General features: G+C 65.3%; 28 protein-coding genes and 1 pseudogene. 13 read left to right on the top strand and 16 right to left on the bottom strand.

The genetic code is table 11. The annotated features are described in order from the left end of the window. From spoIIIAC to EIO64_RS18305, 3 genes are read right to left on the bottom strand one after another with little or no spacing between them, the layout of a single operon-like run. Positions 1-195, bottom strand: coding sequence for a stage III sporulation protein AC (gene spoIIIAC, locus EIO64_RS18315; protein WP_021750248.1), 195 nt, complete (start codon positions 193-195; stop codon positions 1-3). A 10-nt stretch (positions 196-205) separates the two neighbouring features. Then, on the bottom strand, positions 206-703 hold the full coding sequence (locus EIO64_RS18310; RefSeq protein WP_021750247.1) for a stage III sporulation protein AB: 498 nt from the start codon (positions 701-703) through the stop codon (positions 206-208). Next, positions 697-1,605, bottom strand: coding sequence for an ATPase, T2SS/T4P/T4SS family (locus EIO64_RS18305; protein WP_021751893.1), 909 nt, complete (start codon positions 1,603-1,605; stop codon positions 697-699). The genes EIO64_RS18310 and EIO64_RS18305 overlap by 7 nt, the downstream gene beginning before the upstream one ends. Positions 1,606-1,805: 200 nt before the next feature. On the opposite strand from EIO64_RS18305, the gene EIO64_RS18300 reads away from it, so the two are divergent. Genes EIO64_RS18300 through EIO64_RS18280 form a run of 5 tightly spaced genes read left to right on the top strand, consistent with a single transcriptional unit; the run spans position 1,806 to position 3,727 of the window. Next, entirely contained in the window at positions 1,806-2,009 is a 204-nt protein-coding gene (locus EIO64_RS18300; RefSeq protein WP_025545063.1) for a helix-turn-helix transcriptional regulator, read from the top strand. Beyond that, positions 2,006-2,437: a hypothetical protein gene (locus EIO64_RS18295; protein ID WP_025545064.1), complete on the top strand. Its 432-nt coding sequence runs from the start codon at positions 2,006-2,008 to the stop codon at positions 2,435-2,437. Before EIO64_RS18300 ends, EIO64_RS18295 begins: the two co-directional genes overlap by 4 nt. Before the next feature lie 12 nt (positions 2,438-2,449). After that, a complete protein-coding gene (locus EIO64_RS18290; RefSeq protein ID WP_119310940.1) occupies positions 2,450-2,866 on the top strand; it encodes a DUF2178 domain-containing protein in 417 nt (138 codons plus the stop codon). Between the two features lie 14 nt (positions 2,867-2,880). After that, the gene (locus tag EIO64_RS18285; RefSeq protein ID WP_119310939.1) at positions 2,881-3,303 is read left to right on the top strand and encodes a hypothetical protein; all 423 of its coding nucleotides are present in this window, start codon (positions 2,881-2,883) and stop codon (positions 3,301-3,303) included. A 13-nt stretch (positions 3,304-3,316) separates the two neighbouring features. Next, positions 3,317-3,727, top strand: coding sequence for a hypothetical protein (locus EIO64_RS18280; protein WP_021751895.1), 411 nt, complete (start codon positions 3,317-3,319; stop codon positions 3,725-3,727). 46 nt (positions 3,728-3,773) lie between these two features. Here EIO64_RS18280 and EIO64_RS18275 read toward each other — a convergent pair whose 3' ends face one another. Then, positions 3,774-4,604 (bottom strand): hypothetical protein, encoded by an 831-nt coding sequence (locus EIO64_RS18275; RefSeq protein WP_021750239.1) that lies wholly within the window; start codon positions 4,602-4,604, stop codon positions 3,774-3,776. Positions 4,605-4,770: 166 nt separating this feature from the next. Here EIO64_RS18275 and EIO64_RS18270 point away from each other — a divergent pair, with 166 nt between their 5' ends. After that, a complete protein-coding gene (locus tag EIO64_RS18270) occupies positions 4,771-5,310 on the top strand; it encodes a DUF4364 family protein (RefSeq protein ID WP_021750237.1) in 540 nt (179 codons plus the stop codon). 90 nt (positions 5,311-5,400) lie between these two features. Further along, positions 5,401-5,667 carry a hypothetical protein gene (locus EIO64_RS18265; RefSeq protein ID WP_036630864.1) on the top strand — a complete coding sequence of 89 codons (267 nt, stop codon included), beginning with the start codon at positions 5,401-5,403 and terminating at the stop codon, positions 5,665-5,667. A gap of 41 nt (positions 5,668-5,708) precedes the next feature. Here the strand turns inward: EIO64_RS18265 and EIO64_RS18260 are convergent. The 10 genes and pseudogenes from EIO64_RS18260 to hprK form a co-directional block, all read right to left on the bottom strand. Continuing rightward, positions 5,709-9,192 (bottom strand): annotated as a pseudogene (locus EIO64_RS18260) (DNA polymerase III subunit alpha). Positions 9,193-9,244: 52 nt separating this feature from the next. Then, positions 9,245-9,673: a DUF3788 domain-containing protein gene (locus EIO64_RS18255; protein WP_021750234.1), complete on the bottom strand. Its 429-nt coding sequence runs from the start codon at positions 9,671-9,673 to the stop codon at positions 9,245-9,247. After that, positions 9,670-10,119 carry a C-GCAxxG-C-C family protein gene (locus EIO64_RS18250; protein WP_021750233.1) on the bottom strand — a complete coding sequence of 150 codons (450 nt, stop codon included), beginning with the start codon at positions 10,117-10,119 and terminating at the stop codon, positions 9,670-9,672. Before EIO64_RS18250 ends, EIO64_RS18255 begins: the two co-directional genes overlap by 4 nt. Positions 10,120-10,167: 48 nt before the next feature. Continuing rightward, positions 10,168-11,067, bottom strand: coding sequence for a DNA-binding protein WhiA (whiA, locus tag EIO64_RS18245; RefSeq protein WP_119310935.1), 900 nt, complete (start codon positions 11,065-11,067; stop codon positions 10,168-10,170). 36 nt (positions 11,068-11,103) lie between these two features. After that, complete coding sequence (locus EIO64_RS18240) at positions 11,104-12,162, bottom strand: gluconeogenesis factor YvcK family protein (RefSeq protein WP_119310934.1); 1,059 nt, start codon at positions 12,160-12,162, stop codon at positions 11,104-11,106. 83 nt (positions 12,163-12,245) lie between these two features. Beyond that, on the bottom strand, positions 12,246-12,539 hold the full coding sequence (locus tag EIO64_RS18925) for a RapZ C-terminal domain-containing protein (RefSeq protein WP_283251952.1): 294 nt from the start codon (positions 12,537-12,539) through the stop codon (positions 12,246-12,248). Further along, the gene (locus tag EIO64_RS18920) at positions 12,536-13,027 is read right to left on the bottom strand and encodes an RNase adapter RapZ (protein WP_283251951.1); all 492 of its coding nucleotides are present in this window, start codon (positions 13,025-13,027) and stop codon (positions 12,536-12,538) included. Before EIO64_RS18920 ends, EIO64_RS18925 begins: the two co-directional genes overlap by 4 nt. An 18-nt stretch (positions 13,028-13,045) precedes the next feature. Then, complete coding sequence (murB, locus tag EIO64_RS18230) at positions 13,046-13,966, bottom strand: UDP-N-acetylmuramate dehydrogenase (protein ID WP_119310933.1); 921 nt, start codon at positions 13,964-13,966, stop codon at positions 13,046-13,048. A 19-nt stretch (positions 13,967-13,985) separates the two neighbouring features. Beyond that, the gene (locus tag EIO64_RS18225; protein ID WP_249390737.1) at positions 13,986-14,774 is read right to left on the bottom strand and encodes an ROK family protein; all 789 of its coding nucleotides are present in this window, start codon (positions 14,772-14,774) and stop codon (positions 13,986-13,988) included. 151 nt (positions 14,775-14,925) lie between these two features. Beyond that, on the bottom strand, positions 14,926-15,867 hold the full coding sequence (gene hprK / locus EIO64_RS18220; RefSeq protein WP_119310931.1) for an HPr(Ser) kinase/phosphatase: 942 nt from the start codon (positions 15,865-15,867) through the stop codon (positions 14,926-14,928). A gap of 309 nt (positions 15,868-16,176) precedes the next feature. Here hprK and crcB point away from each other — a divergent pair, with 309 nt between their 5' ends. From crcB to asnA, 6 genes are all read left to right on the top strand, one after another. Continuing rightward, positions 16,177-16,542, top strand: a complete 366-nt coding sequence (crcB, locus tag EIO64_RS18215; RefSeq protein WP_119310930.1) for a fluoride efflux transporter CrcB — start codon at positions 16,177-16,179, stop codon at positions 16,540-16,542. Positions 16,543-16,678: 136 nt separating this feature from the next. Beyond that, positions 16,679-16,867, top strand: a complete 189-nt coding sequence (rpmB, locus tag EIO64_RS18210; RefSeq protein WP_021752119.1) for a 50S ribosomal protein L28 — start codon at positions 16,679-16,681, stop codon at positions 16,865-16,867. 75 nt (positions 16,868-16,942) lie between these two features. Then, complete coding sequence (locus tag EIO64_RS19090; RefSeq protein WP_346730056.1) at positions 16,943-17,731, top strand: GNAT family N-acetyltransferase; 789 nt, start codon at positions 16,943-16,945, stop codon at positions 17,729-17,731. Then, positions 17,620-19,002, top strand: a complete 1,383-nt coding sequence (gene gltX, locus EIO64_RS18200; protein ID WP_346730098.1) for a glutamate--tRNA ligase — start codon at positions 17,620-17,622, stop codon at positions 19,000-19,002. The genes EIO64_RS19090 and gltX overlap by 112 nt, the downstream gene beginning before the upstream one ends. Continuing rightward, positions 18,999-19,625: a stage II sporulation protein M gene (locus EIO64_RS18195; RefSeq protein ID WP_021751469.1), complete on the top strand. Its 627-nt coding sequence runs from the start codon at positions 18,999-19,001 to the stop codon at positions 19,623-19,625. Before gltX ends, EIO64_RS18195 begins: the two co-directional genes overlap by 4 nt. A gap of 33 nt (positions 19,626-19,658) precedes the next feature. Beyond that, complete coding sequence (asnA, locus tag EIO64_RS18190; RefSeq protein ID WP_119310927.1) at positions 19,659-20,666, top strand: aspartate--ammonia ligase; 1,008 nt, start codon at positions 19,659-19,661, stop codon at positions 20,664-20,666. A gap of 127 nt (positions 20,667-20,793) precedes the next feature. Here the strand turns inward: asnA and EIO64_RS18185 are convergent, their stop codons facing one another. Together EIO64_RS18185 and EIO64_RS18180 are read right to left on the bottom strand one after the other, a co-directional pair. Then, entirely contained in the window at positions 20,794-21,999 is a 1,206-nt protein-coding gene (locus EIO64_RS18185) for an FprA family A-type flavoprotein (RefSeq protein WP_025545248.1), read from the bottom strand. A gap of 81 nt (positions 22,000-22,080) precedes the next feature. After that, complete coding sequence (locus tag EIO64_RS18180) at positions 22,081-22,773, bottom strand: V-type ATP synthase subunit D (RefSeq protein WP_021751472.1); 693 nt, start codon at positions 22,771-22,773, stop codon at positions 22,081-22,083. Positions 22,774-22,790 lie beyond the last annotated feature (17 nt).

Here is a 22,790-nt window from a genome sequence, read left to right as displayed (position 1 = left end):
TCAGAAATCGAACAGGGACTTGATGAGGTCGAACAGGTCGCTGATCTCTCGGACCATCAGCATCAGCACGCACACCAGCCCTGCCAGCACCACCATCAGCCCCTGCTCCTCCCGGCCCGAGCGGATCAGCAGCTGGTTCAGCACCGCCACCAGGATGCCGATGGCGGCGATCTTGAAAATCAAATCCACTTCCATGCGTCTATCCTCAAATCAGTAAAATCACCAGCAGCGCCGCGCTGGAAAGCCACAGCGCCGCGGACCGCTTCTCCGTCTCCTGCCTGTGGTCCCGGGCCGCCGCCAGGTTTTTTTCCAGGATCTTTCCGGCAAGGGTTAATGCTTTACATACGCTCTCCTCATCCCCCTGGAGGGAATCTCCCAGGGCGGTCAGGGCGGTCCGGCTCTCTGGACCGAGGGGCAGCGCCTCCGCGGCGGACCGCCAGCTCTGCCCCAGGGGCGCGCCCCGCGCCAGCGACGCCGCCACCGATGTACAAAAGTCCCGGACAGGTCCCGTCCGGTCCCGGCCCAGGGACCCCAGCAGCCGGGGCAGGCTGGTCCGGCGGAGCCGGATCTCCTCCCCCATGCGGTCCAGCAGGGCGGTCAGGTCCGCCAGCGTGTCCAACTCCCGCCTGCGCTCCGCCGCCGACCGCCGCCAGGCCCAGGTCCCGGCCCCCAGGATACACACCGCGCCCACCAGCTTCACCATGGCAGTTCCTCCACTTCGTATGTCCTTCCGGCCTCATCCCGGCGGATGCGCACCGCCAGCCGGAACACCTTCTCCGCCAGCAGCTGCCGGTACAGCGGCCGCTGGGTCAGCTCTGCGGCATCGGCGGCGTGGATGGTGGCCAGCAGCCCCACGCCGCACCCGGCGGCCTGCATGGCGGCCCGGAGGTCCGCCTCCGCCGTGATCTCGTCCACGGCGATGACCTGGGGGTTCATGGCCCGCAGGGCCATGGGGATGCCCAGGGCCTTGGGGCAGGCGTCCAGCACGTCCGTCCGGGGCCCCACGTCCATCTGGGGCCTCCCCCGGACCATCACTGCCACCTCCCCCCGCTCATCGATAAGGGAGACCCGCAGACCCGGCCTGCCGGTGCCGCCGGAGGAGAGGCACCGCACCAGATCCCGCAGCAGCGTGGTCTTGCCGCCGCCGGGGGGCGACAGCAGCAGGGTGTTCTGATACCGCCCGTCCCGAAACAGCCGGGGCGCCACCGCCTCCCCGATCCCCCTCTGCTCCCGGGCGATGCGGACAGCGGCGGAGGACAGGTCCCGCAGGGCGGTGCTCTCCCCGTCCTTCATCACCGCCGTGCCGCACAGCCCCACCCGGAAGCCGCCCCGCACGGAGAGATACCCCTCCCGCAGGGTCTCCTCCGCCGCATAGCGGGAGTAGTCGGTGGCAAGGTCGCAGAGAGTCTCCAGATCCTCCGGCGTCACGGCGGCCCCCAGGGACCGCTCCCCCTCCGGCAGCAGCACCGCCAGCGGCTGCCCCGCCCGGAGGCGGAACTCCTCCGCCATCTGCCGGACCTCCGGCGGCTGGGCCAGAGCCTGTTCCCGCAGGCGGCCCGGCAGCACCCGGGCCGCCTCCTCATAGCGGCGTTCTTCCTCCTTCACGGGCCGCGCCCCCTTTCGTAACACGCTATACTCTATGAGGGGTTGTCCCCGGATATGACTCCCTCAGTGGAAAAATGGGACAAGCCCGGAAAAATGGAAAGCGTACTTGACATGGTACCGGAAGTGTGCTAAGTTGAAGACGGAAAGCAAACTTTCCATCCGTCAGAAGCGGATGGGGCGTATGAAAGGGGGAATCGCCCTTGAAAAACCGCCTGGAGGCGCTGCGCAAGGCCAGGGGGATCAAGCAGGAGGAGCTGGCGGAGGCGCTGGAGGTGTCCCGCCAGACCATCGGGTCGTTGGAAAACGGGCGGTACAACCCCTCCATCCTGCTGGCCTTCAAGCTGGCCCGGTACTTCGGCACCACCATTGAGGACATTTTCATCTATGAGGAGGATGGCACATGAAGAAGCAGGTCATATTGATGTCCCTGGCAATCGCGGGGCTGCTCTGCTGCATCCCGATGTTCGTCCTGAATGCGCCGGGTGCGCCCGGTCTCTCCGGCGGCGCGGCCTCCCTGCTGGGTATGGCCGGGGCGGTGCTGTTCGGCACCTGCGCCGGGACGTTGCTCCAGCTGAAACGGCTCTCCCGGGACCCGGACTACCGGCAGAGGCAGAAGGCCCAATGCGACGAGCGGAACCAGGCCATCCGGGACCGGGCCGGCTGCATCGCCGGATTTTGGACCGTCGGACTGCTGGTGGTCTCCGGCCTGATTTTCCAGAGCTTTGAACGGTTCGGCATTCCCGACTGGGTGGGCTGGGTGTTCATCGGCATCTATCTGTTTTACACTTTGGCGTTCCTGGGGCTTTACAAATGGCTCCAGCGGAAGATGTGAGGAGGCGCTGTCATGAAGCGGAACACACGCTGGTATCTCTCGGCCGCCGCGGCGGGGGCGCTGCTAGCGGGGGCCGCCCTCTGGGCGGCGCGGACGTTTCCCGCCGCTCCCGCCGCTGTGCCGGGGTTTTTTGGCCTTGCAGGCGGCCTCCTGTTCTTCTGCGCCATGGCGGAGCTGCTGTCCACCCGAGACCTGGACCCCGCCCGGCGGGAGCGGGACCGGGAGGACCACGACGAGCGGGGCGCCATGATCCGGGCCATGGCCAGGGCCCGGGCCGGGGACGTGCTGCTGTGGCTGCTGCTGTTCGGCGCTGCCTACCTGTACTTCTTCGGCGTGCCCAAGTGGGTCAACATCACCCTGCTGGGCCTGGCCTGCGTAAAACTGCTTCTGGACTGGATGTTCACCGTCTGGTACCGCCGTCAGTATTGAAGGAGGGACTCTGTATGAACCGCACACAAAAAAAGCGCCTGTTCCAGGGACTTCTGGCCATGGGCATCGTCCTGCTGGTCCTGTCCCTGCTGCTGGACGGCCGGGTGCCCGATTCCCTGGGCGGGATGCTCTGCGGCATAGGCTCCGGCCTGCTGGCCATGGCGGGGTCCACCCTGCTGAACCTCCGCCACGAGGCGAAGCACCCGGAGATGGCCCGGCAGCACGACATCGAACAAAAAGACGAGCGGAATGTGGCTATCCGGAACCGGGCCAAGGCCGTGTCCGGCGAGGTCCTCCAGTGGAACGTTCTGGCGGCGGCATGGCTCTCCATCGGCCTGGATGCGCCCCTGTGGGTCCCCCTGGCTGCCACCGGTGTCTTCGTAGCCAAATCCGTGCTGGAGCTGTATCTCATGATCCGCTACGAGCGGGAGATGTAAGGGGTGCGCCGGGATGAAAAAGCGCTGGTATCTGCTGTTGATCGCGGCGGGGCTTCTGCTGTGCGCGGTCCCGCTCCAATTCCCCCAGCATCTCCCCAAGCCCGTCTTTGCTCTGCTGGCTGCGGGTGGGTCCGTACTGGTGGGCGGTTCCCTCGGCTCCCTGCTGTGTCGGGTCATTCGGATTCGCGACCCGGTACTCGTTCAGGCTTACAAAGAACAGCACGACGAGCGGAACACCATGATCTGCGAAAAGGCGGCGGCCCGGGCCGCCCGGGTCATGCAGGGCGCGGTCCTGTATTTCGGCGCGGCCTATGCCCGCTTTCTGGAGCTGCCCATGTGGATCACCTGGGGGCTGGTTGGGTTCTGCCTCGCCTGGGGGCTTCTGGAATGGGGCCTCACCCTCTGGTACCGGCACAGGATGTAGCAAAACAGGACCCCGGCAAGCAGCCGGGGTCCTGTTGGTCTGCCGCTCACTTGCAGCAGCTCTTGATGTCGTCGCAGCTCTCCGGCCGCTTGACGGTGTTGGGCGGGAAGAACTCGCCCACCGGGAAGGAGATGTTCCGGAACAGAGCGCAGGGGTCCTCGCAGCCGTCGCCGCAGGCGCACTCCTTGTCGGGCATACAGTAGTCGTAGACGGGCACCAGCAGCTGGGTGTCCCGCTCCAGCCGGACGATGGAGAACTGGCCCAGGGTCACATAGATCCGTCGGCTGTCGTCCCCGCTGGACAGCTCCCCGCCGAAGCAGTCGCCCACGAAGGTGGGGATTTCACACAGGTCGCAGTCGCAGTCCCGCTTGCAGCAGCAGTCCATGATGCGGGCGTCCAGCACGATGGGGTCCACGGCCTCCACCACGGCGATGGGCGTGTTGGACCGCTGCATCATCTGGGGATCCGGCTCTCCGGCCCGCATCTCGGAGGAGAAGATCTTGGCGTTCCCCTCGCTGCCGAACAGGATGGCCCGCTTGTCAAAGACGCACAGGCCCTCCACCGTCACCGGCACCGGGCAGCTGAGATAGGCCTGGAGCGTCACATGGTAGAAGAAGCGCATATCCACGGTGTAGAAGCCCCGGTTGAAGCTGACGGGCTCCACATCCACATAGACGTACAGCAGCTTGGCGCTGCCGCCCTTCACGGACAGGGCGCGGTTGATGATGTCCACACACTGCAGCTTGGGGTAAAACCGCAGGTCCTCGATGCAGTCCTTATCGCGGCAGGAATCAAAAATCTTCCTGGTATGGATGCAAACCGCCTCCCGGATGCCGCAGGAGTCCTCCACGGGACCGGGCATAACTTTCTCGGGCATTGCAATACCTCCTAATAAGTAGCTGGATGAAAGAGAAGCTCTTTCAATCCAGTGTATGCGCCCGGCTCCCATTGGTGCGGCGGCGGGGAAATTCGGACTATACAAACCCGGCGGTCCTGCGGTATAATACAATTGTATCCAATCCCATTCCAAGGAGGTGACGCGGATGCCCGGCTTTATCCATGACAAGCTGGAGATCAAGTTTCTGATTCTGTATATCACCGCCCGGGTGATCGAGCCGATTCCCTTTGATACCGTGTGGGATCTGGCCATGTGCGACGAGGGCGTGGACTATTTCGACTTTGCCGAGTGCCTCTCCGATCTGGTGCGGACTGAGCATCTGACGCTGTCTGCGGACGGGCTGTACGCCATCACCGACAAGGGCCTGCGGAACAGCCGGATCTGCGAGTCCAGCCTCCCCTACTCCGTGCGGCTGCGGTGCGACAAGAACCTGGCGGCCTGCAACCGCCACCTGCGGCGCAAGAGCCAGGTGAAGGCCTCCACGGAGAAGCGGCCCAACGGCACCTACACGGTGCGGCTGGAGCTGTCGGACGACATGGGCAGCGTGATGGACCTGCGGCTGGCCATCCCCCGGGAGGACATGGCCGCCATGCTGACGGAGCGGTTCCAGAAATCCCCGGAGCGGCTGTATGGCGAGATCATGCGGGCCCTGATGTCCTCCGAGCCCGAGGACGAGGCCCCGTAAGGAGGGGCGGCGAGGGGGCTCCTTCTCCTGGCCGCCGGGTCCCCGCTCCACGGCCTGTCGGCCCGTTTTGGGAGATAAGGAGGGATTCTCTTGCTTCAGATCGTATGGAACTGGATGCTCGTCGCGGTCTTCCCCCTTCTGGCCGGTCTGCTGTTCCGCTGGCTGCTGCGCCGCTGGCGGCGCGGCTGGCTGCTGACAGCGGGGGCGGCAGCTTTGGCCCTGATCCTTTTCCTCTGGGCCAGCACAATCCCCATCCCCGGCAGTGAAGGGCCAATGCTCTGGACCATCCAGGCCGCCTGCCTGACCCTGGGCGCCGGGGTTGTGGAGCTGGTCTTGAAGCTGAAACGGCGCTTGTGAATGAAAAACGCCCGTGTCCTTTTGGACACGGGCGTTCCGTTCTATTTCACCACCACATTGGCCTCTCCCAACGTCTCCCGGGCCTCCTGCAGCAGGGCCTCGTGGAGGCTTGCATGGGTGCCGTAGACCTTGCGGGTGTCCGCCATCACCATCTTCACAGCGGCGTTGCCGGGAAACATCTGGAACACCAGCTTCATGTGGCGCACGCTGGGGTGGTCCAGGCTAGGGAACTTCAGGTACAGCACCTGATCCGGCGCTTTCGCGGCCTGCCCTTCCGCCGCCGGAGCGCCTGCGGCAGAGAGCGGATACGCGCTGTCGCAGAGGATCTGGGGCGCTTTCTCGTCCCGGACGGAGAGCCGCCCCTTCACCACCACTGCCTGGTTCTCCTTCAGGTACGGCCCGCAGGACTCCAGCACCCGGGCGAAGCACAGCAGCTCGATGGAGGCGGTGTCGTCCTCCACCGTCACATAGGCCATCAGGGAGTTGTTGCGGGTGGTCTTCGTCTTGCTGGAGGTGACGATGCCGCAGATGGTGATCCGCTGGTCGTCGGCGAACCGTGTGGGGCCGCCCTCTTGGGCGAAGTCTCCCAGAATGGAGCCGATAGTGGGCGCCCCCAGCCGCCGCACCGCCTCCCGGTACTGGTCCATGGGGTGGCCGGAGAGATAGAGGCCCGTGGTCTCCTTCTCCATCAGCATCCGTTCCTCGGGGTGTACTCGTCGATGTCCGGCAAGGGGATTTCCTTCACATTCTTTCTCCCGCCGCTGCTGCCGTCCGCCAGGGAGAAGAAATCCATCTGCCCCTCCAAGTTCTGGCGGCGGCTGTCCGCCACCGCGTCCATGACGGACTCGTACACCTGGATCAGCTGGGACCGCCTGGCCCCCAGGGCATCGAAGGCGCCGGAGCGGATCAGGTTCTCCACCGCCCGCTTGTTGATGTCGCTGCCCGCCATTCGGTCGCAGAAGTCGTAGAGGGACGTGAAGGGCGCCTGCTCCCGCTCCCGCATCACCGCCTGGATAAAGCCCCGGCCGATGTTCTTGATGGCCACCAGCCCGAAGCGGATGCCCCCCTCCTCCACGGTGAACCGGTCGGCGGAGCGGTTGATGTCCGGCGGCAGCAGGGCGATGCCGCAGTCCCGGCACTCGCTGATGTAGCCCGCCACCTTATCGGAGTTGTCCAGCACGCTGGTCAGCAGCGCCGCCATGTACTCCCGGGTGTAGTGGCACTTGAACCAGGCGGTCTGATAGGCCACCACCGCGTAGGAGACGGCGTGGGCCTTGTTGAACGCGTAGTTGGCAAAGTCGTAGATATCCTGATAGATGGCCTGGGCCGTCTCCTCCGGGATGCCGTTTGCCACGCAGCCCGCAATGTTCCGCTCCGGATCGCCGTGGAGGAATGCCTCCCGCTCCTTCTCGATCTGGGCGGCCTTTTTCTTGGAGATGGCCCGGCGCACCATGTCCGCCTGCCCCAGAGAGTATCCCGCCAGCTGCTGGAAGATCTGGATCACCTGCTCCTGGTAGACGATGCACCCGTAGGTGACGGAGAGGATCGGCTCCAGGGACGGGTGGAGGTACTTGATCTTGCTGGAGTCATGCTTGCAGGCGATGAACCGGGGGATGGAGTCCATGGGGCCGGGGCGGTAGAGCGCGATGATGGCGGTGATGTCCTCGATGTTCTGGGGCCGCAGGCCCACGCACACGCCGGTCATGCCCGCGGACTCCATCTGGAACACGCCGGAGGTCTTGCCGGCAGAGATCATCTCAAAGGTCTCCGGGTCGTCCTCCGGGATGTCCGAGAGCTTGAAGTCCGGCAGGCGCTCCTGGACCATCTTCACCGCGTCATCCAGCACCGTCAGGTTCCGCAGCCCCAGGAAGTCCATCTTCAGGAGGCCCAGCTCCTCCAGGGTGGTCATGACGTACTGGCACACCACGGCGTCGTCGTTCTTCGCCAGGGGCACGTACTCGTACACCGGCCGCTTGGTGATGACCACGCCGGCGGCGTGGGTGGAGGCGTGGCGGGGCATCCCCTCCAGGGCCTTGGCGGTGTCGATGAGCTTTTTCACCTGCTCATCGGTCTCGTACTGCTCCCGCAGGGGCTTGGACAGGCGCAGGGCGTCGTCCAGGGTGATGTGGAGGGCGCCGGGCCCGGCGGGCACCTGCTTGGCGATCACGTCCACGTCGGCATAGGGCATGTTCATCACCCGGCCCACGTCCCGGATCACGCCCCGGGCGGCCATGGTGCCGAAGGTGACGATCTGGGCCACGTGGTCATCCCCGTACTTCCGGCGGACGTAGTCCACCACCTCGCCCCGGCGGGTGTCGCCGAAGTCCATGTCGATATCCGGCATGCTGACCCGCTCCGGGTTCAGGAACCGCTCGAAGTACAGGTTGTACTTCATGGGGTCGATGTCCGTGATGTGGAGGCAGTAGCTGACCATGCTGCCCGCGGCGCTGCCCCGACCGGGACCCACGGGGATGCCTGCGCTTCTGGCATAGCGGACGAAGTCGGAGACGATCAGGAAGTAGTCGGTGAAGCCCATCTTCTCGATCATGTCCTGCTCGTACCGGAGCTGGTCCCGGTACTGGTCGTCCGTTCCATACCGCTCCCGATAGCCCTCGTCGCAGAGCTTTTTCAGATAGGAGAAGCTGTCGTACCCCTCCGGCAGCCGGAATTCCGGCAGGTGGTACTTGCCGAAGGAAAAGTCCAGATTGCACATGTCGGCGATCTTCGACGTGTTCTCCAGCGCGCCCTCGTAGCCCGCGAACAGGGCCGCCATCTCCTCCTCGCTGCGGAGGTAGAAGTTCCGGGGCTCATAGCGCATCCGGTTCTCGTCGTCGATGGTCTTGCCGGTCTGGATGCACAGCAGTACATCGTGGGCCTCCGCGTCCTCCTTCCGGAGGTAGTGCGCGTCGTTGGTGCACACCATAGGCAGCCCCGTCTCCCGGTGGATGCGGAGGATGCCCTGGTTCACGATGGCCTGGTCCCGGATGCCGTGGTCCTGGAGCTCCAGATAGAAGCGGTCCGGGCCGAAGATGTGGGAGAGCTCTAGGGCATAGGCCTTGGCGTTCTCGTACTCCCCGTTCCGCAGCCGCCGGGGGATCTCCCCGGCGAGGCAGGCCGACAGGGCGATCAGTCCCCCGCTGTACTGCCGCAGCAGCTCCAGGTCGATCCGGGGCTTGATATAGAAGCCCTCTGTCCACCCCATGGACACCAGGTAGGACAGGTTCCGGTAGCCCTCCTCGTTCTCGCAGAGCAGCACCAGATGGCGGCTCTCCGCGTCCAGCTCGTGGACCTTGTCGAACCGGGTCCGGCCCTGGGGGTGACGTACACCTCGCAGCCGATGATAGGCTTGACCCCCTCCGCCTTGCAGGCGCGGTAAAAGTCCACGGCACCGTACATGACGCCGTGGTCCGTGACAGCGCAGGCGGTCTGGCCCATGGCCTTCACGATGCCGGGCAGGTCCCGGATGCGGCAGGCGCCGTCCAATAAGCTGAATTCCGTATGAACGTGGAGATGGACAAAAGACATAGCATGTTCCTTTCCAAAATCGCACGCGCCGTCCTTGCAAAGGGCGGGGTGCTCACTCTGCGGGCTTGACCCGCACGGCCAGCAGAGCTTTCACATCCTCCAGCATCTCCGGTGACGTGATGTCCAGCATGAGCCAGCGGCCCATTTTGGATGCAGCGGACCGATGGTAGACCGCCTGTGTCTCTGCCGTGCAGGTGAGCAGGACCATCTGGGCGGCCTCCTCATCCTTGGGCGCGACAGAAACCATGGCCGTCACAAACCCAGGCCGCAGGTAGACCGTGCAGAGAGACTTGCTGCCCCTGCGGAACTTCACATTCCATCCCGGCTCCAGACCGCACCGGCTGTACTCCAGCCGCGGTCCCGCTCCATAGGCCGCCGCCAGATACGCGCGCAGCTGCGGCCAAAGGGGCGTATGCGCATAGGCGTCGATTTCCTCCAGCGTGGGCCGCGCAGCCTCTGAATACAGCTCTGCCCAGGTCATGCGGGCTCCTCCTGCAGCATCTGCTCCAGGATCTCCACAGCCGTGACGATCATGTTGTCGCAGTGGGCGGTGACTCCCAGCCGCTGGGAGGCCGGGTTCCTCTCTGTGACGCCGGGCCGGGCCCGCAGCAGGTCTCCGCACCGGGTCAGGCCGAACACCTCCTGGAACCGGCGGCGGAACTCCTTGGCCTGGGCGTAGAGGCGCACCTTTCCGGCCCTGTCCTCTCCGTCCGTATGGGGGTGCAGCAGACTCAGCACCAGCACGCCGCCGCTGACGGCGCCGCACAGCTCCTCATGGCTGCCGCCCACGCCGCCGCCGAAGCCGCCCATGGCGGCCATCAGCTGCTCCGGCGCCGTGCCCGTCAGGTCCGCAAAGGCCCCGGCCACAGACTGGGCACAGTTATACCCCTGTTTGTGATATGCATAGGCTGCCGCACAGCGATCCATTGTATATTCCTCCAACTTTTCTTTGATAAATTGTAAAGCGCATTTACTTTACAGCCCTTTTGCCAGCTGGGTGATCTTCCGCAGCCGGTGGTTCAGGCAGGACTTGGTCACCGGCGGGTCAAACTCCTCCGCCAGCTCACTGAGGGTCAGCTCCGGATTCTCCAGCCGCAGGGCCGCCGTCAGCTGGAGCTTGTCCGGCAGCTGGTCCAGGAGGCCCGCCCGCTGGAGCTTCCGGATCGATTCCAGCTGTTCCTGGGCCGCCTCCACCGCCTTGTCCAGATTGGCGCTGTCGCAGTTGAGGCGGCGGTTAACGCTGTTGCGCAGGTCCTTTTCCAGCTTGGCGGACATGACGCTCATGGCGGCCACGGGCGCACCGATCAGCGTCAGGAAGTCCTCGATCTGGTCGCTCTGCTTGAAGTAGGTGATGAAGCTGCCGTTGCGGGCCACGCTCTTGGGGGGATAGCCGCACTCCCGCAGCAGCACCTCCAGCTCCCGGCTCACCTGCAGGTGGGAGGTCGCCAGCTCCAGGTGGTACCGCTTGGCCGGGTCCGTGACGCTGCCCCCGGCGAAGAACACCCCCCGCAGGAAGGACGCCCGGCAGCACTCCTCCTCCAGCAGTCCGAAGTTGATGTGCAGGGCCAGGTTCTGCTCCGGGCTGAAGCCCAGCAGGTCCACGATCCGGCGGAGCTTGCCGCCGTCTGTGATCTGGAACACCAGCTTGCCGCTCTCCCCCTCCTCCGGCAGCCGGTCGAACCGCAGGCCGAAGGCCCGGTGAAACAGCTTGGGAAGCCGGGCAGCCAGAGCGGGGTTCCCGGTGATGATCCGCACCTCGCTTGCGCTGAAGGTGTTGCAGTACAGCAGGATGCCGTAGGCCTCCGCCCGGGCGCAGCACAGCTTCTGCACCGGCAGGCGGCACAGCTCGTTTTTGGCTTCAAAGGAAAAGGACATGGGTGGGTCTCCTCCAACTCTGGGTAATTGTGGGGCTCATTTCTGCTCCTCCATCTGGTAGGAGTCCTCCCGGGGGCGGAATCGGGCACCGGCGATCCGGACGCTCCGCTCCGCATGGAGCAGGATCAGCTCCCGGGCCAGGGCCGCGGAGCTGTGGCGGACAAAGCCGCTCTCCACCGTGGCCACCGGCCGCTCCACGACCTCCACGCCCAGGGCCGCGCAGGCGGACTTGTCGCATCGGATGCGCTCGGCCCCCTCCTCCGCGTACCGGGCGGCCACCGCCTTGGGGATGGGCGAGGAGTTGGTGAGGCACAGGCGGAACAGGCCCTGCGCCGAATGGGCGAAGATGGCGGCGATGTGGTCGGATACGGTGTAGCCCTCCGTCTCCCCCTCCTGGGTCATGACGTTGCAGACATAGACCTTCAGGGCGTCGGACTCCCGGATCGCCTTCACGATGCCATCCACCAGCAGATTGGGGATGATGCTGGTGTACAGGCTGCCGGGCCCCAGGACGATCATATCCGCGTCGGCGATGGCGGAGACCGCCTCCGGCAGGGCCTTGGGCCGGGAGGGGATCAGACGCACCTGGCGGATGCGGCAGTCCTCCTGCTTTTTGCAGTAAAAGATCTTGGACTCCCCCACCACCGTGGCGCCGTTCTCAAATTCCGCCTCCAGCTGCACGTCCGCCGTGGTCACCGGCAGCACCCGTCCGGTGATGGCCAGGACCTGGCTCATGCGGCGCACCGCCGCGTCAAAGGACGGGGAGATGCCGTTCAGCGCCGCCAGAAACAGGTTGCCGAAGCTCTGCCCCGCCAGGCTCCCCTCGGTGAAGCGGTAGTGGAGCAGCTCCCGCATCACCGGCTCCGTGTTTGCCAGGGCCTCCATACAGCTGCGGATGTCCCCCGGCGGAGGCATCCCCAGGTCCTGGCGCAGCATGCCGGAGCCGCCGCCATCATCCGCCACCGTGACGATGGCGGAGATATTCTCCGTATATTGCTTCAGTCCCCGCAGCATGTTGGACAGGCCGTGGCCGCCGCCGATGACGGCCACCTTGGGGCCATGGGCCCGGGGGACGCGGTATTCCTGCTCCCTCACGGCTCAGCCTCCCCGGGTCATGTCCCGGTGGTTCTCCAGCACCTGATAGCCCAGGCCGTGGATGAAGCCCGCCAGGGCATGGGTCACCGCCACGGAGCGGTGGTGCCCCCCGTGCAGCCCACGGCGATGGTGAGAGAGGTCTTTCCCTCCTCCGCGTACAGGGGCAGGGAGAAGGCCAGCAGGTCCTCCAAACGGCGCATGTAGTCCTGGGTCTGTGGGAAGTGGAACACATAGTCCGCCACCGCCTGGTCCAGCCCCGTCCGGGGACGCAGGTCCTCCATATAGAAGGGATTCGGCATGAACCGCACGTCAAACACCAGATCCGCCTCCAGAGGCAGGCCGTACTTGAAGCCGAAGGAGGTGACGCTCACCGTCATCCCCCCTTCTCCCCCTCCTGGCCGAAGAGGCGCAGCAGCTCTCCCCGCAGTTGGGCGGTGGAGGTGCGGGAGGTGTCGATAACAAAGTCCGCCCGCTCCTTGACGGGGGCCATCATGGCCCTCTCCTTCTTCACCGCCTCCTCCAGGGAGTCGGTGTCTGCCGCCAGGGGATGGCGGCGGCGGGTCTCCTTGTACCGCTTGATGATGACCTCCGGCGCGGCCTCCAGAAACAGCATCCGGCACTGGGCCTCCATGTCCTTCAGCTTATCCAGCACGTCGAACAGCTCCGTGAAGGAGCTGGCCGTCCGCACGTCGTACACCAGGGCCACCCGGTCGTAGCGGCCGTTGCCCCCGGCGCAGAACTCCGCAAATTTCAGGATCATGGCGGCGGGCATATTGTCCACGATATAAAAGCCCATGTCCTCCAAAAAGGAGGCCGCCTTGCTCTTCCCGGCCCCGGAGAGGCCGGAGATGATGAGGATTTCCATGTCCGCACCGCCCCTTTCTCAGTCGATGATCCGGACCTCCGGCTCCAGCCGGACGCCGGCCTGCGCAAAGACCCGCTCCTGGATCTGGCGGATCAGCTCCTTCACGTCGGCGCAGGTGGCGCCGCCCCGGTTGATGACAAAGCCCGCATGCTTCTCGCTGACCTGGGCGCCGCCCACCGTCAGCCCCTTCAGGCCGCATTGGTCGATCAGCGTCCCGGCGTAATAGCCCTCCGGCCGCTTGAAGGTGCTGCCCGCGCTGGGGAACTCCAGCGGCTGGCTGGCCCTGCGCTTTTCCAGCAGCTCCTTCATCCGGCCCCGGATTGCCGCCGGGTCGCCGGGCGTCAGGCAGAACTCCGCCCGCAGCACCACCGCATCCGGGTGATCCGTCAGAAAGCTGCGGCGGTAGCCGAAGGCCATCTCCGCCCCGGTGAGGGTCCGGATGCCCTCCTCCGGCAGCAGCAGGGTTGCCTCCCGCACCACCTGGGCCATCTCCCCGCCGTAGGCGCCGGCATTCATGCACACCGCGCCGCCCACCGTGCCCGGGATGCCGTGGGCGAATTCCAGGCCCGCCAGCCCCTGCCGGCAGGCGAAATCCGCCACCCGGGCCAGGGAGGCCCCCGCCTCCGCCAGAATGGTCCCCGGTGTCCCGCCGGCCTCCACTCGGCTCAGGCCGGCGGAGGTGTCGATCACCAGCCGGTCCAGCCCCTCGTCCGGGGCCAGCAGGTTGGTTCCGTTGCCCATCACCAGGGGACGGGCGCCGCAGCGGGCGGCCATGTCCAGCAGCAGCACCAGCTGCTCTCCCCGCTCCGGAAAAGCCATGCGCCGGGCCGGCCCCCCGATGCGGAAGGAGGTGTGCCGGTCCATGGGCTCCTCCTTCTCGATCCGCAGGTCCGGCAGATAATCCGCCGCCTGCTGGTCAAATGTGATCCACCAGTCCATTTCTGGACCTCCTCATACTTCAGATTACCCGGCCCAGCAGGGCCGCACCGATGACGCCGGCGTCGTTGCCCAGCTCCGCCCGGAGGATGCGGGTGGCCCGCCCGCCGTGGCGGGAGAAGCACAGCGCCCCGACCCGGCGGCGCAGGGGCTCCAGCAGCAGATGCTCCGGCGCCCCGGCCACACCTCCGCCGAAGGCCACCGCCTCCGGCCGGAGGATGTTGATGAGACTGGCCGTGCCCTCCGCCAGCTCCTCCACATAGGCGCGGCAGACGGCAAGGGCCGTCTCGTCCCCCGCCTCTGCCGCCAGAAAGGGCGTCCGGCCGTCCACGCCGCCGGCCTCTTCTGCCAGACGGCAGAGGGCGCTCTCCGGATGGGCGGCCATGGCCGCCTCCGTCCGGCGAATCAGCGCCGTGGCGGAGGCGTACTGTTCCCAGCAGCCCCTGCGCCCGCAGGGGCAGGGCTCTCCTCCGGCATGGAGCACCATGTGCCCCGCCTCGCTGGAGGATTCGCCGCCCCGCAGGCGGCCGTCCAGAATGATTCCGGCCCCCAGGCCGGTGCCCAGGGTCAGCACCACGAAGTCCCGCAGACCCCGGCCCGCGCCCTGGAAATACTCCCCTACGGCAGCACAGTCCGCGTCGTTGCCCAGCAGCACCGGCAGGTCCAGCCGCCGGCGGAACAGGGCCGCCAGATCCGTCCGCTCCAGGGGGATGTTGGTGGTGTACAGCACCTCTCCGCCGGAGACGGCCCCCGGCAGGCCGATGCCCACGCCCTCCGCGTCCCCGGGCACCGCTCCGGCGGTGGAGAGCACCTCCGCCGCCAGATCCGCCAGGTCCGCCGCAAAGGTCTCCGCCCCCGGAAGTCCAGGGGGCGGCGCGCCGCCGCCAGAAGGCGGCCCGTCTCGTCCGTCAGGCCCGCCTTCAGGTTGGTGCCGCCCACGTCGATACCGATGAAGAATCCGCTCATTTCTGTTTCCGGCTGCCCTGCTCCGCCCGCAGGTCCACCCGCTGGGCCAGCTCCTGGGCGGCGTTGAAGCCGTAACGCCGGTGGCGGTTGTTCATGGCCGCCACCTCCACGATGCTGGCCAGGTTCCGGCCCGGCCGCACCGGGATGGTGACGCAGGGGATCTCCACGCCCATGATGTCGATGTGGTGATCCTCAATGCCCAGCCGGTCATAAAACTTCGTCTCGTCCCACTGCTCGAACTGGACCACCAGGTCGATCCGGGATTCCTCCATGATGGCGCTCATACCGAAGAGCTGGCGCACGTCGATGACGCCGATACCCCGCAGCTCGATATAATGGCGGATCACCTCCGGCGCGGTGCCGATCAGCTGGTTGGAGATGCGGCGGATCTCCACCGCGTCATCCGCCACCAGCCGGTGGCCCCGCATGATGAGCTCAATGGCGGACTCGCTCTTGCCGATGCCGGAGTCGCCGGTAATCATCACGCCCTCGCCGGAGATGTCCAGCAGTACGCCGTGGCGGGTGACGCAGGGCGCCAGCACCCGGTTCAGATACTCGATGGTGTGGCTGGTGAACTCCACGGTGGTCTCCTCGGTCCGCAGCAGCGTCCGCTCGTGGACCCGGGCGCTCTCCAGGCACTCCGGGAAGCAGTCCAGCCCCCGGGAGATCACCAGGGCCGGGATGTCGTAAAGAAACAGGTCGTCGAAGCACTTGCGCCGCTGCTCCGTCGTCAACCCCTTGAGATAGGTGATCTCCGCCTTGCCCAGCACCTGGAGGCGGCGGGGGTCAAAGTAGTCGTAGAAGCTATGAAACTGGAGGCCGGGACGGTTCACGTCCGTGATAGTGAGCAGCGCCGTGTCATAGTCGCTGCCCCTGTTCAGCACCTCCAGATTGAAGAGTGTGACCAGCTCCGAGATCTTCAGGCCATGTTCTTGCATCGTGTCCTCCCCTTTTCTTGCGGCGCCCGGGACTGGGACGCCGGTTTTCTCCCAGGCCGGGCCCACGCCCGGCGCGGTGGATGGATCGCCGCACCCGCGCTCCGGTGTGCGGAAGTAACTCTATTATATATGAATCTCACCGCTTGCGCAATACCCAGCTGCCGGTTTCCCGGTCGGGCCCTGTGCCCGCGGCCGAATCCGGCCGGTCTGTCGGAGCGGGGCGGGCTCTTGCCTCCGGCCGCCGGTTGTGTTACCATAGGTGCGGCCGGTGGTATTTCCACAGATGACATGAAAAGGAGCGTGGCGTCCATGCTGAACTGTATTGCCGTGGGGCTTAGGGGATTCCTGGGGTCCGTGTGCCGTTATCTGGCTGGGCAGATTCCACTGGGAAGGGACTGGGGCTTTCCCGTCCGGACGCTTGCCATCAACCTGATCGGCTCCTTTCTCATCGGCGCCGTCACGGCGCTGGCCCTGAAGCGGGCCGCCCCCGACCCCAGGCTGGTGCTCTTCCTGAAGGCAGGGGTGTGCGGGGGCTTCACCACCTTCTCCTCTTTTGCCCTGGAAACCGGAGATCTTCTGCAAAGCGGGCGCACGGCGGCGGCCCTGCTCTATGCGGCGGCAAGCCTGATCCTCGGCGTTGCGGCGGTATTTGCCGGGGAAGCGGCGGTGCGCTGACGCCCCCTTGGCGTACAGTTGAAAAAAGCTTGTGTTTTTTTGAAAATTTTACTTGCATTTTCAAAACTTTTCTGTTATGATACCAGTTGTGCCTGCAGATGGCATGGAAGTACGCAACAGCAAGGAGGTGCAACGGATGGCTAAGTGCGAGTTCTGCGATAAGGGCGTTACGTTCGGCATCAAGGTCTCTCACTCTCATCGGCGTTCCAATCGGATGTGGAAGCCCAATGTGAAGCGTGTGAAGGCAATTGTCGACGGCTCTCCCCGCCATGTGTATGTTTGTACCCGGTGTATGCGTTCCGGCAAGGTCACCAGAGCGGTCTGACATGGACAAACGAAATCCCGAACCACCCGGTTCGGGATTTTTTGCTGTATATTCGCAGTCTCAGAAAGGAGCCGTATGGAACAGCCCATTCTCCCCCTGCGGGACGCGCCCGTCCTGGCGGACGCGGCCGCCGTCTGGTTCAGCCGCCGCTGGGGAATCCCGGCGGAGTCCTACCGGGAGAGCATGGAGCAGTGCCTCCGCCGGAAGGCGCCGGTTCCCCAGTGGTACGTGGTCCGGGACGGCGGGCGCCTGCTGGCCGGGGCCGGCGTCATCGCAAACGACTTCCACGACCGGAAGGACCTGACGCCCAATCTCTGCGCCCTGTTTGTGGAGCCCCCCTGGCGGGGCCGCGGGACCGCCGGGCGCCTGCTGGACTTCATCCGGCGGGACCTGGGCGCCATGGGGATCCCCCGGCTCTACCTGGTGACGGACCACACCGCCTTTTACGAGCGGTACGGCTGGACGTTTCTGACCATGGTCACCGGGGACGACCATCTCCCGGAGCGGATGTATACCGCCCCCACCCTGCCCCCGCGTCCGGCGCCCGTGTGCCGCCGGACACAATCAGCCCTTGACATTCCAAGGGTTTCAGGGGATAATGTACGTTGTTATTTTTGTAATTTACCCGATATGGAGGTATTTGCATGGCATTGGATCAGAGCTTTTTCCAGGAGATGGAGGCCCGCATCCCCAAGGGGAAGGTCCGCACCCGGTTCGCCCCCTCTCCCACCGGCTATATGCACGTGGGCAATCTGCGGACGGCCCTGTACACCTGGCTCATCGCCCGGCACGCCGGCGGCACGTTCATCCTGCGGATCGAGGACACCGACCAGGGCCGCCTGGTGGAGGGCGCCACGGACGTAATTTACCGCACCATGGCGGAGTGCGGCCTGACCCATGACGAGGGCCCCGACGTAGGCGGCCCCGTGGGCCCCTATATCCAGTCGGAGCGCCGGGACCTGTATCAGCCCTACGCCCACCTGCTGGTGGAAAAGGGCGCCGCCTACTACTGCTTCTGCGAGAAGGCCGCATCCGAGGAGGACGCCGGTGACTTTGACCGCGCCGACGATCCCTGCCGGGATCTGTCCCCGGAGGAGGCCCGACAGCGTGTGGAGGCCGGCGAGCCCTATGTGATCCGCCAGCGGATCCCCCACGAGGGCACCACCACCTTCCACGACGTGTCCTTCGGCGACATCACCGTGGAGAACAAGACCCTGGACGACCAGGTGCTGCTGAAGCGGGACGGCCTGCCCACCTACAACTTCGCCAATGTGGTGGACGACCACCTGATGGGCATCACCCACGTGGTACGGGGCAGCGAGTACCTCAGCTCCGCCCCCAAGTACAATCTGCTGTACGAGGCCTTCGGCTGGGACATCCCCACCTACGTCCACTGCTCCCCCGTTATGCGGGACCAGCACAACAAGATGTCCAAGCGCCACGGGGACCCCTCCTACGAGGACCTGAAGGCCCAGGGCTATCTGACGGAGGCCATTTTGAACTATGTGGCTCTGCTGGGCTGGGCCCCCAAGGGCGAGCGCAGCGAGCAGGAGATCTTCTCCCTCAGCGAGCTGGTGGAGGCCTTCGATATCGCCGGTATCTCCAAGTCCCCCGCCATTTTTGACATCGACAAGCTCACGTACTTCAACGCCACGTATCTCCGCGCCATGGCGCCGGAGGACTTCGCCAAAGCGGCGGAGCCCTATATCCGTGAGGCCGTGAAGAACCCCGCCATTGATGTGTCCGCCGTGGCCGCCCTGCTCCAGGCCCGCTGTGAGAAGCTGACCGAGATCCCGGAGAAGGTGGATTTCTTCGACCAGCTGCCGGACTACGGCGTGGAGTGCTTCACCAACAAGAAATCCAAGACGAATCCCGAGGTCTCCCAGGCCATGCTGGAGGCCGCCATCCCCGCCCTGGAGGGCATCGGCGACTGGACGGCGGACGCAGTCCACGACACCCTGATCGCCCTGGCGGAACACCTGGGCGTGAAGAACGCCACCCTCATGTGGCCGGTGCGGATCGCCGCGGCCGGCAAGCTGGTGACCCCCGGCGGCGCCGTGGAAATCTGCCACATCCTTGGTAAGGATGAGACCCTGCGCCGCCTGCGGCTGGGCCTGGACAAGCTCCGGGCATGAGGCGGTTTCTGGCGGCCCAGTTCGCCCCGGTGCTCCGGGCCTGGCGGAACGGATATGAGGCCGAGGTCCGGCGCGCCGCCATCGCCTTTTTCCTGCTGGTCTTCCTGGCCTTCGGCGTGTGTCTGGCGGTGCCGGAGCTGCGGCTCGGCTTTTCCGCCTATCTCCAGCACCTGTTCCAGGGCATGGACCTGACGGACGGGGCCGGGAACCTCTCCCCGCTTCTGCTGCTGGCCAACAATCTGCGGGCCTGTGCCGTCACCATGCTCTATGGGCTGATCCCTTTTGTGCGTCTCCCGGCCCTGGCGCTGGGCGTGAACGCGGTGCTGCTGGGCGGCCTTGCCGCCTGCTATGCCGCCACGGACACCACCATGCTGCTGTATGCCGCCAGCCTGCTGCCCCACGGGATTTTCGAGCTGCCCGCCTTGATCCTGGCCTTTTCCATGGGGCTGTACATCTGCGGGCACCTGACCCGCCGCTGCCGCCGCGATCCGGCCGCTCTTCCTCTGGGCGCGTGCCTGGGGCTGGCGGCCCGGCTGCTGGTCTTCCTTCTGCTGCCGCTGCTGATCCTGGCGGCGCTGACGGAGGCCTACGTGACGCCCCTCGCCGCGGGGCTGTTCCTCTGAATCACAATCCACAGAAAGGATGCATTTCCGACTATGAGTAAAACCACCATCCCCTCCGGCTACCGGATGCCCCTCAGCAACAACGAGCTCCAGCGGGCCATCGAGCTGATCCACCAGGAGTTTCAGCACAGCCTTTGTGTGCGCCTGAACCTGCACCGGGTCTCCGCCCCCCTGTTCGTGGACGGCCGCACCGGCCTGAACGATGACCTGAACGGCGTGGAGCGCCCTGTCTCCTTTGACATCCCCGATGTGGGCACCGACGGCCAGGTGGTCCACTCCCTGGCCAAATGGAAGCGCCTGGCCCTGAAGCGGTACGAGTTCCCCGAGGGAACGGGCCTCTACACCAACATGAACGCCATCCGGCGGGACGAGGAGGTGGACAACCTCCACTCCATCTATGTGGACCAGTGGGACTGGGAGAAGCATATCTCTCCCAAAGACCGGAACGTGCTGTACCTGAAGGAGACGGTGCGCGACATCGTGGGCGCCATCTGCGACACCTCCGCTGCCCTGCGCAACGCCTTCCCTGCCCTGACCTTCAAGCCGGACCGGGACGTGTACTTCATCACCACCCAGGAGCTGGAGGACCGCTATCCCGACCTGACGCCCAACGAGCGGGAGGTGGAGATCTGCCGCAAGCATCACACCGTGTTTCTGATGCAGATCGGCAAGACCCTGGCCTCCGGCAAGCGCCATGACGGCCGCGCTCCCGACTACGACGATTGGGAGCTGAACGGCGATATCCTCATGTGGAACCCCATTCTGGAGCGGAGCTTCGAACTGTCCTCCATGGGCATCCGGGTGGACGCCGCGGCTCTGGACCGCCAGCTGACCGCCGCGAACTGCAACCAGCGCCGGGAGCTGCCCTTCCACAAGATGCTGCTGAACGGCCAGCTGCCCCAGTCCATCGGCGGCGGCATTGGCCAGTCCCGGCTGTGCATGCTGCTGATCGGCACCTGCCACATTGGCGAGGTTCAGGTGAGCCTGTGGGATGCTGACACCACGAAAACATGTGAAGATGCTGGTATCACGCTGTTGTAAAGTAAAGTTACCATACAGAAAAGCCGCCCGCCGCAGATCACGGCGGGCGGCTTTTTCCGCCCCTTTCGGGCCTTTGAAACGGAAAATGCCCCCACCGGAACTCCGGCAGGGGTATTTTCTCATCCTCTCAGTGGAGCAGCTCGTCGGCAATGGCGTCCGCCAAGGACTCCAGCCCCCGGCGCTGGGCCTCCTTGACAGAGGACTTCAGCGTCACGGTCCCCTCCATCACCCGCATCTCTTTCATCTCCTCCAGGAGCTTGGTCATCAGCATCCCGGAGCGGGCGGCCCAGGTGCCGTTCTCGATCAGGGCCACGGAACGGCCCCGGAGACCGTGGCAGGCCAGATCCCGCAGGAAGTTCTCCATAGGGGTGTAGATCTCCCCGTTATATGTAGCGGAAGCCAGCACCAGATGGCTGCACCGGAAGGCCTCGCTGACAAGGTAGGACACGTCCGTATGGGACACGTCGTACAGGGCGATGTTCTTTACGCCCCTCTCTGCCAGGCGGGCGGCCAGGATCTCCGCGGCGTTCTCCGTGTGGCCGTAGATGGAGCCGCAGAAGATGGCCACGCCCCGATCTTCGGGGGTGTAGGTGCTCCAGCGCTGGTATTTCTCCAGGAACCACTCCAGATTCTCCCGCCAGATGGGACCGTGGAGGGGACAGATCATCTGGATCTCCATCCCGGCGGCCCGCTTCAGCAGGGACTGGACCTGGGCACCGTACTTGCCCACGATGTTGGTGTAGTAGCGGCGGGCATCGTCCAGCCAATCCCGCTCAAAGTCCACCTGATCGGCAAAGATGTTGCCGTTCAGGGCGCCGAAGGTGCCGAAGGCGTCGGCGGAGAACAGCACCTTGTCGGCGGCGTCATAGGTCACCATCACCTCCGGCCAGTGGACCATGGGGGCCATCAGGAAGGTGAAGGTGTGGCGGCCGGTGCAGAGGGTATCCCCCTCCTTCACCACCACAGCCCGGTTGGAGATATCACAGTCAAAAAACTGGCTGACCATGGGGACAGTCTTGGCGTTGGCCACCACCTGGGCGCCCGGCCAGCGGCGCAGCAGCTCGCCCAGGGTGGCGCAGTGGTCCGGCTCCATGTGATTCACCACCACATAGTCCAGGGGCCGGCCGGCCAGGGCAAACTCCAGGTTCTCGAAGAACCGCTCCCCCACGGCCTTGTCCACCGTGTCCAGCAGGACGGTCTTCTCATCCAGCACCAGATAGGCGTTATAGCTGACGCCCCGGGGAATGGGAAACACATTCTCAAACTTCGCCAGCTGCCGGTCAGAGCCTCCCAGCCAGTACAGGTCCTCGTGGATGTTTGTCACGCAATGCATAGTTGCTTTTCTTCCTTTCTAACGCGTTAAACGCAGCAAAGCGGTGTAGCGTTATTATCCTACACCGCTTTGCGTATTTCGTCAAGCCTCCCGGAACCGCTCCAGCACTTCCGCGTCCCGCTGCCGCTGTTCCTCGATGGACTGCTGCAGCAGCATATCCTTCACCTTCATCAAACGGGTGGTGGTGGCCCGGTCGTTCTCGTCCAGCTTCATGGTGATATACCGGATGGCGTCCTGGGTGTTTGGGATCACCACGTACTCCAGAGCGTTCACCCGGCGGCGGGTCTTTTCGATCTCCTCCGCCATCAACTGGGCGGATTTCTCCACTTCCGCCAGCTTCAGCATCTTCCGGAACACCTTTCCCAGGGCGTCCACGGCCGTGTCCAGCTCGCCGGAGGTGGCCGCGAACCCGTAAGGGTAGATGTCCGCGTCAGACCGGGTCTGCGTCTGGAAATCATACACCGGCACGTTAACCGACATGATATTTTTGGTGGTCTGCGTCAGCTTCACACTCTGCTTGGGGTCCAGCAGCGCCTGTTCCAGCGCCTGGGAACTCATGAGCGCGGAGGCCACGGTGAAGGCGCCGTGGACTGTCATCAGCTCCTCCTCCACCTCCTGCCGCAGAGCGCGGACCTCCCGCACCGTGTCCAGAAACTGCTTCATCAGCTCGTCGCGCTTGTCTTTCAGCAGCTTGTGGCCCCGCTGGGCAGTGCGGAGCTTGCCCTTGAGGCGGGTGAGCTCCATCCGGGTGGGGTTGACCGTGATATTGGGCATCTGTCAATCGCCTTCTT

It is taken from the genome of Dysosmobacter welbionis (assembly GCF_005121165.3).
GTDB lineage: Bacteria > Bacillota > Clostridia > Oscillospirales > Oscillospiraceae > Oscillibacter > Oscillibacter welbionis.
The sequence above is the reverse complement of the archived record's forward strand: the minus strand, read 5'-3'. Positions and strand labels throughout refer to the sequence as shown.

Coding starts and splice junctions, on each gene's coding strand:
- EIO64_RS18195 (WP_021751469.1), top strand. CDS start 18,999: ATGAGGCGGTTTCTGGCGGCCCAGTTCGCCCCGGTGCTCCGGGCCTGG.
- EIO64_RS18920 (WP_283251951.1), bottom strand. CDS start 13,027: ATGGAAATCCTCATCATCTCCGGCCTCTCCGGGGCCGGGAAGAGCAAG.
- asnA (WP_119310927.1), top strand. CDS start 19,659: ATGAGTAAAACCACCATCCCCTCCGGCTACCGGATGCCCCTCAGCAAC.
- spoIIIAC (WP_021750248.1), bottom strand. CDS start 195: ATGGAAGTGGATTTGATTTTCAAGATCGCCGCCATCGGCATCCTGGTG.
- EIO64_RS18280 (WP_021751895.1), top strand. CDS start 3,317: ATGAAAAAGCGCTGGTATCTGCTGTTGATCGCGGCGGGGCTTCTGCTG.
- rpmB (WP_021752119.1), top strand. CDS start 16,679: ATGGCTAAGTGCGAGTTCTGCGATAAGGGCGTTACGTTCGGCATCAAG.
- EIO64_RS18275 (WP_021750239.1), bottom strand. CDS start 4,604: ATGCCCGAGAAAGTTATGCCCGGTCCCGTGGAGGACTCCTGCGGCATC.
- crcB (WP_119310930.1), top strand. CDS start 16,177: ATGCTGAACTGTATTGCCGTGGGGCTTAGGGGATTCCTGGGGTCCGTG.
- EIO64_RS18180 (WP_021751472.1), bottom strand. CDS start 22,773: ATGCCCAATATCACGGTCAACCCCACCCGGATGGAGCTCACCCGCCTC.
- EIO64_RS18285 (WP_119310939.1), top strand. CDS start 2,881: ATGAACCGCACACAAAAAAAGCGCCTGTTCCAGGGACTTCTGGCCATG.
- EIO64_RS18185 (WP_025545248.1), bottom strand. CDS start 21,999: ATGCATTGCGTGACAAACATCCACGAGGACCTGTACTGGCTGGGAGGC.
- whiA (WP_119310935.1), bottom strand. CDS start 11,067: ATGTCCTTTTCCTTTGAAGCCAAAAACGAGCTGTGCCGCCTGCCGGTG.
- EIO64_RS18310 (WP_021750247.1), bottom strand. CDS start 703: ATGGTGAAGCTGGTGGGCGCGGTGTGTATCCTGGGGGCCGGGACCTGG.
- EIO64_RS18270 (WP_021750237.1), top strand. CDS start 4,771: ATGCCCGGCTTTATCCATGACAAGCTGGAGATCAAGTTTCTGATTCTG.
- hprK (WP_119310931.1), bottom strand. CDS start 15,867: ATGCAAGAACATGGCCTGAAGATCTCGGAGCTGGTCACACTCTTCAAT.
- EIO64_RS18925 (WP_283251952.1), bottom strand. CDS start 12,539: ATGACGGTGAGCGTCACCTCCTTCGGCTTCAAGTACGGCCTGCCTCTG.
- EIO64_RS18290 (WP_119310940.1), top strand. CDS start 2,450: ATGAAGCGGAACACACGCTGGTATCTCTCGGCCGCCGCGGCGGGGGCG.
- EIO64_RS18255 (WP_021750234.1), bottom strand. CDS start 9,673: ATGACCTGGGCAGAGCTGTATTCAGAGGCTGCGCGGCCCACGCTGGAG.
- EIO64_RS19090 (WP_346730056.1), top strand. CDS start 16,943: ATGGAACAGCCCATTCTCCCCCTGCGGGACGCGCCCGTCCTGGCGGAC.
- murB (WP_119310933.1), bottom strand. CDS start 13,966: ATGGACTGGTGGATCACATTTGACCAGCAGGCGGCGGATTATCTGCCG.
- EIO64_RS18250 (WP_021750233.1), bottom strand. CDS start 10,119: ATGGATCGCTGTGCGGCAGCCTATGCATATCACAAACAGGGGTATAAC.
- EIO64_RS18295 (WP_025545064.1), top strand. CDS start 2,006: ATGAAGAAGCAGGTCATATTGATGTCCCTGGCAATCGCGGGGCTGCTC.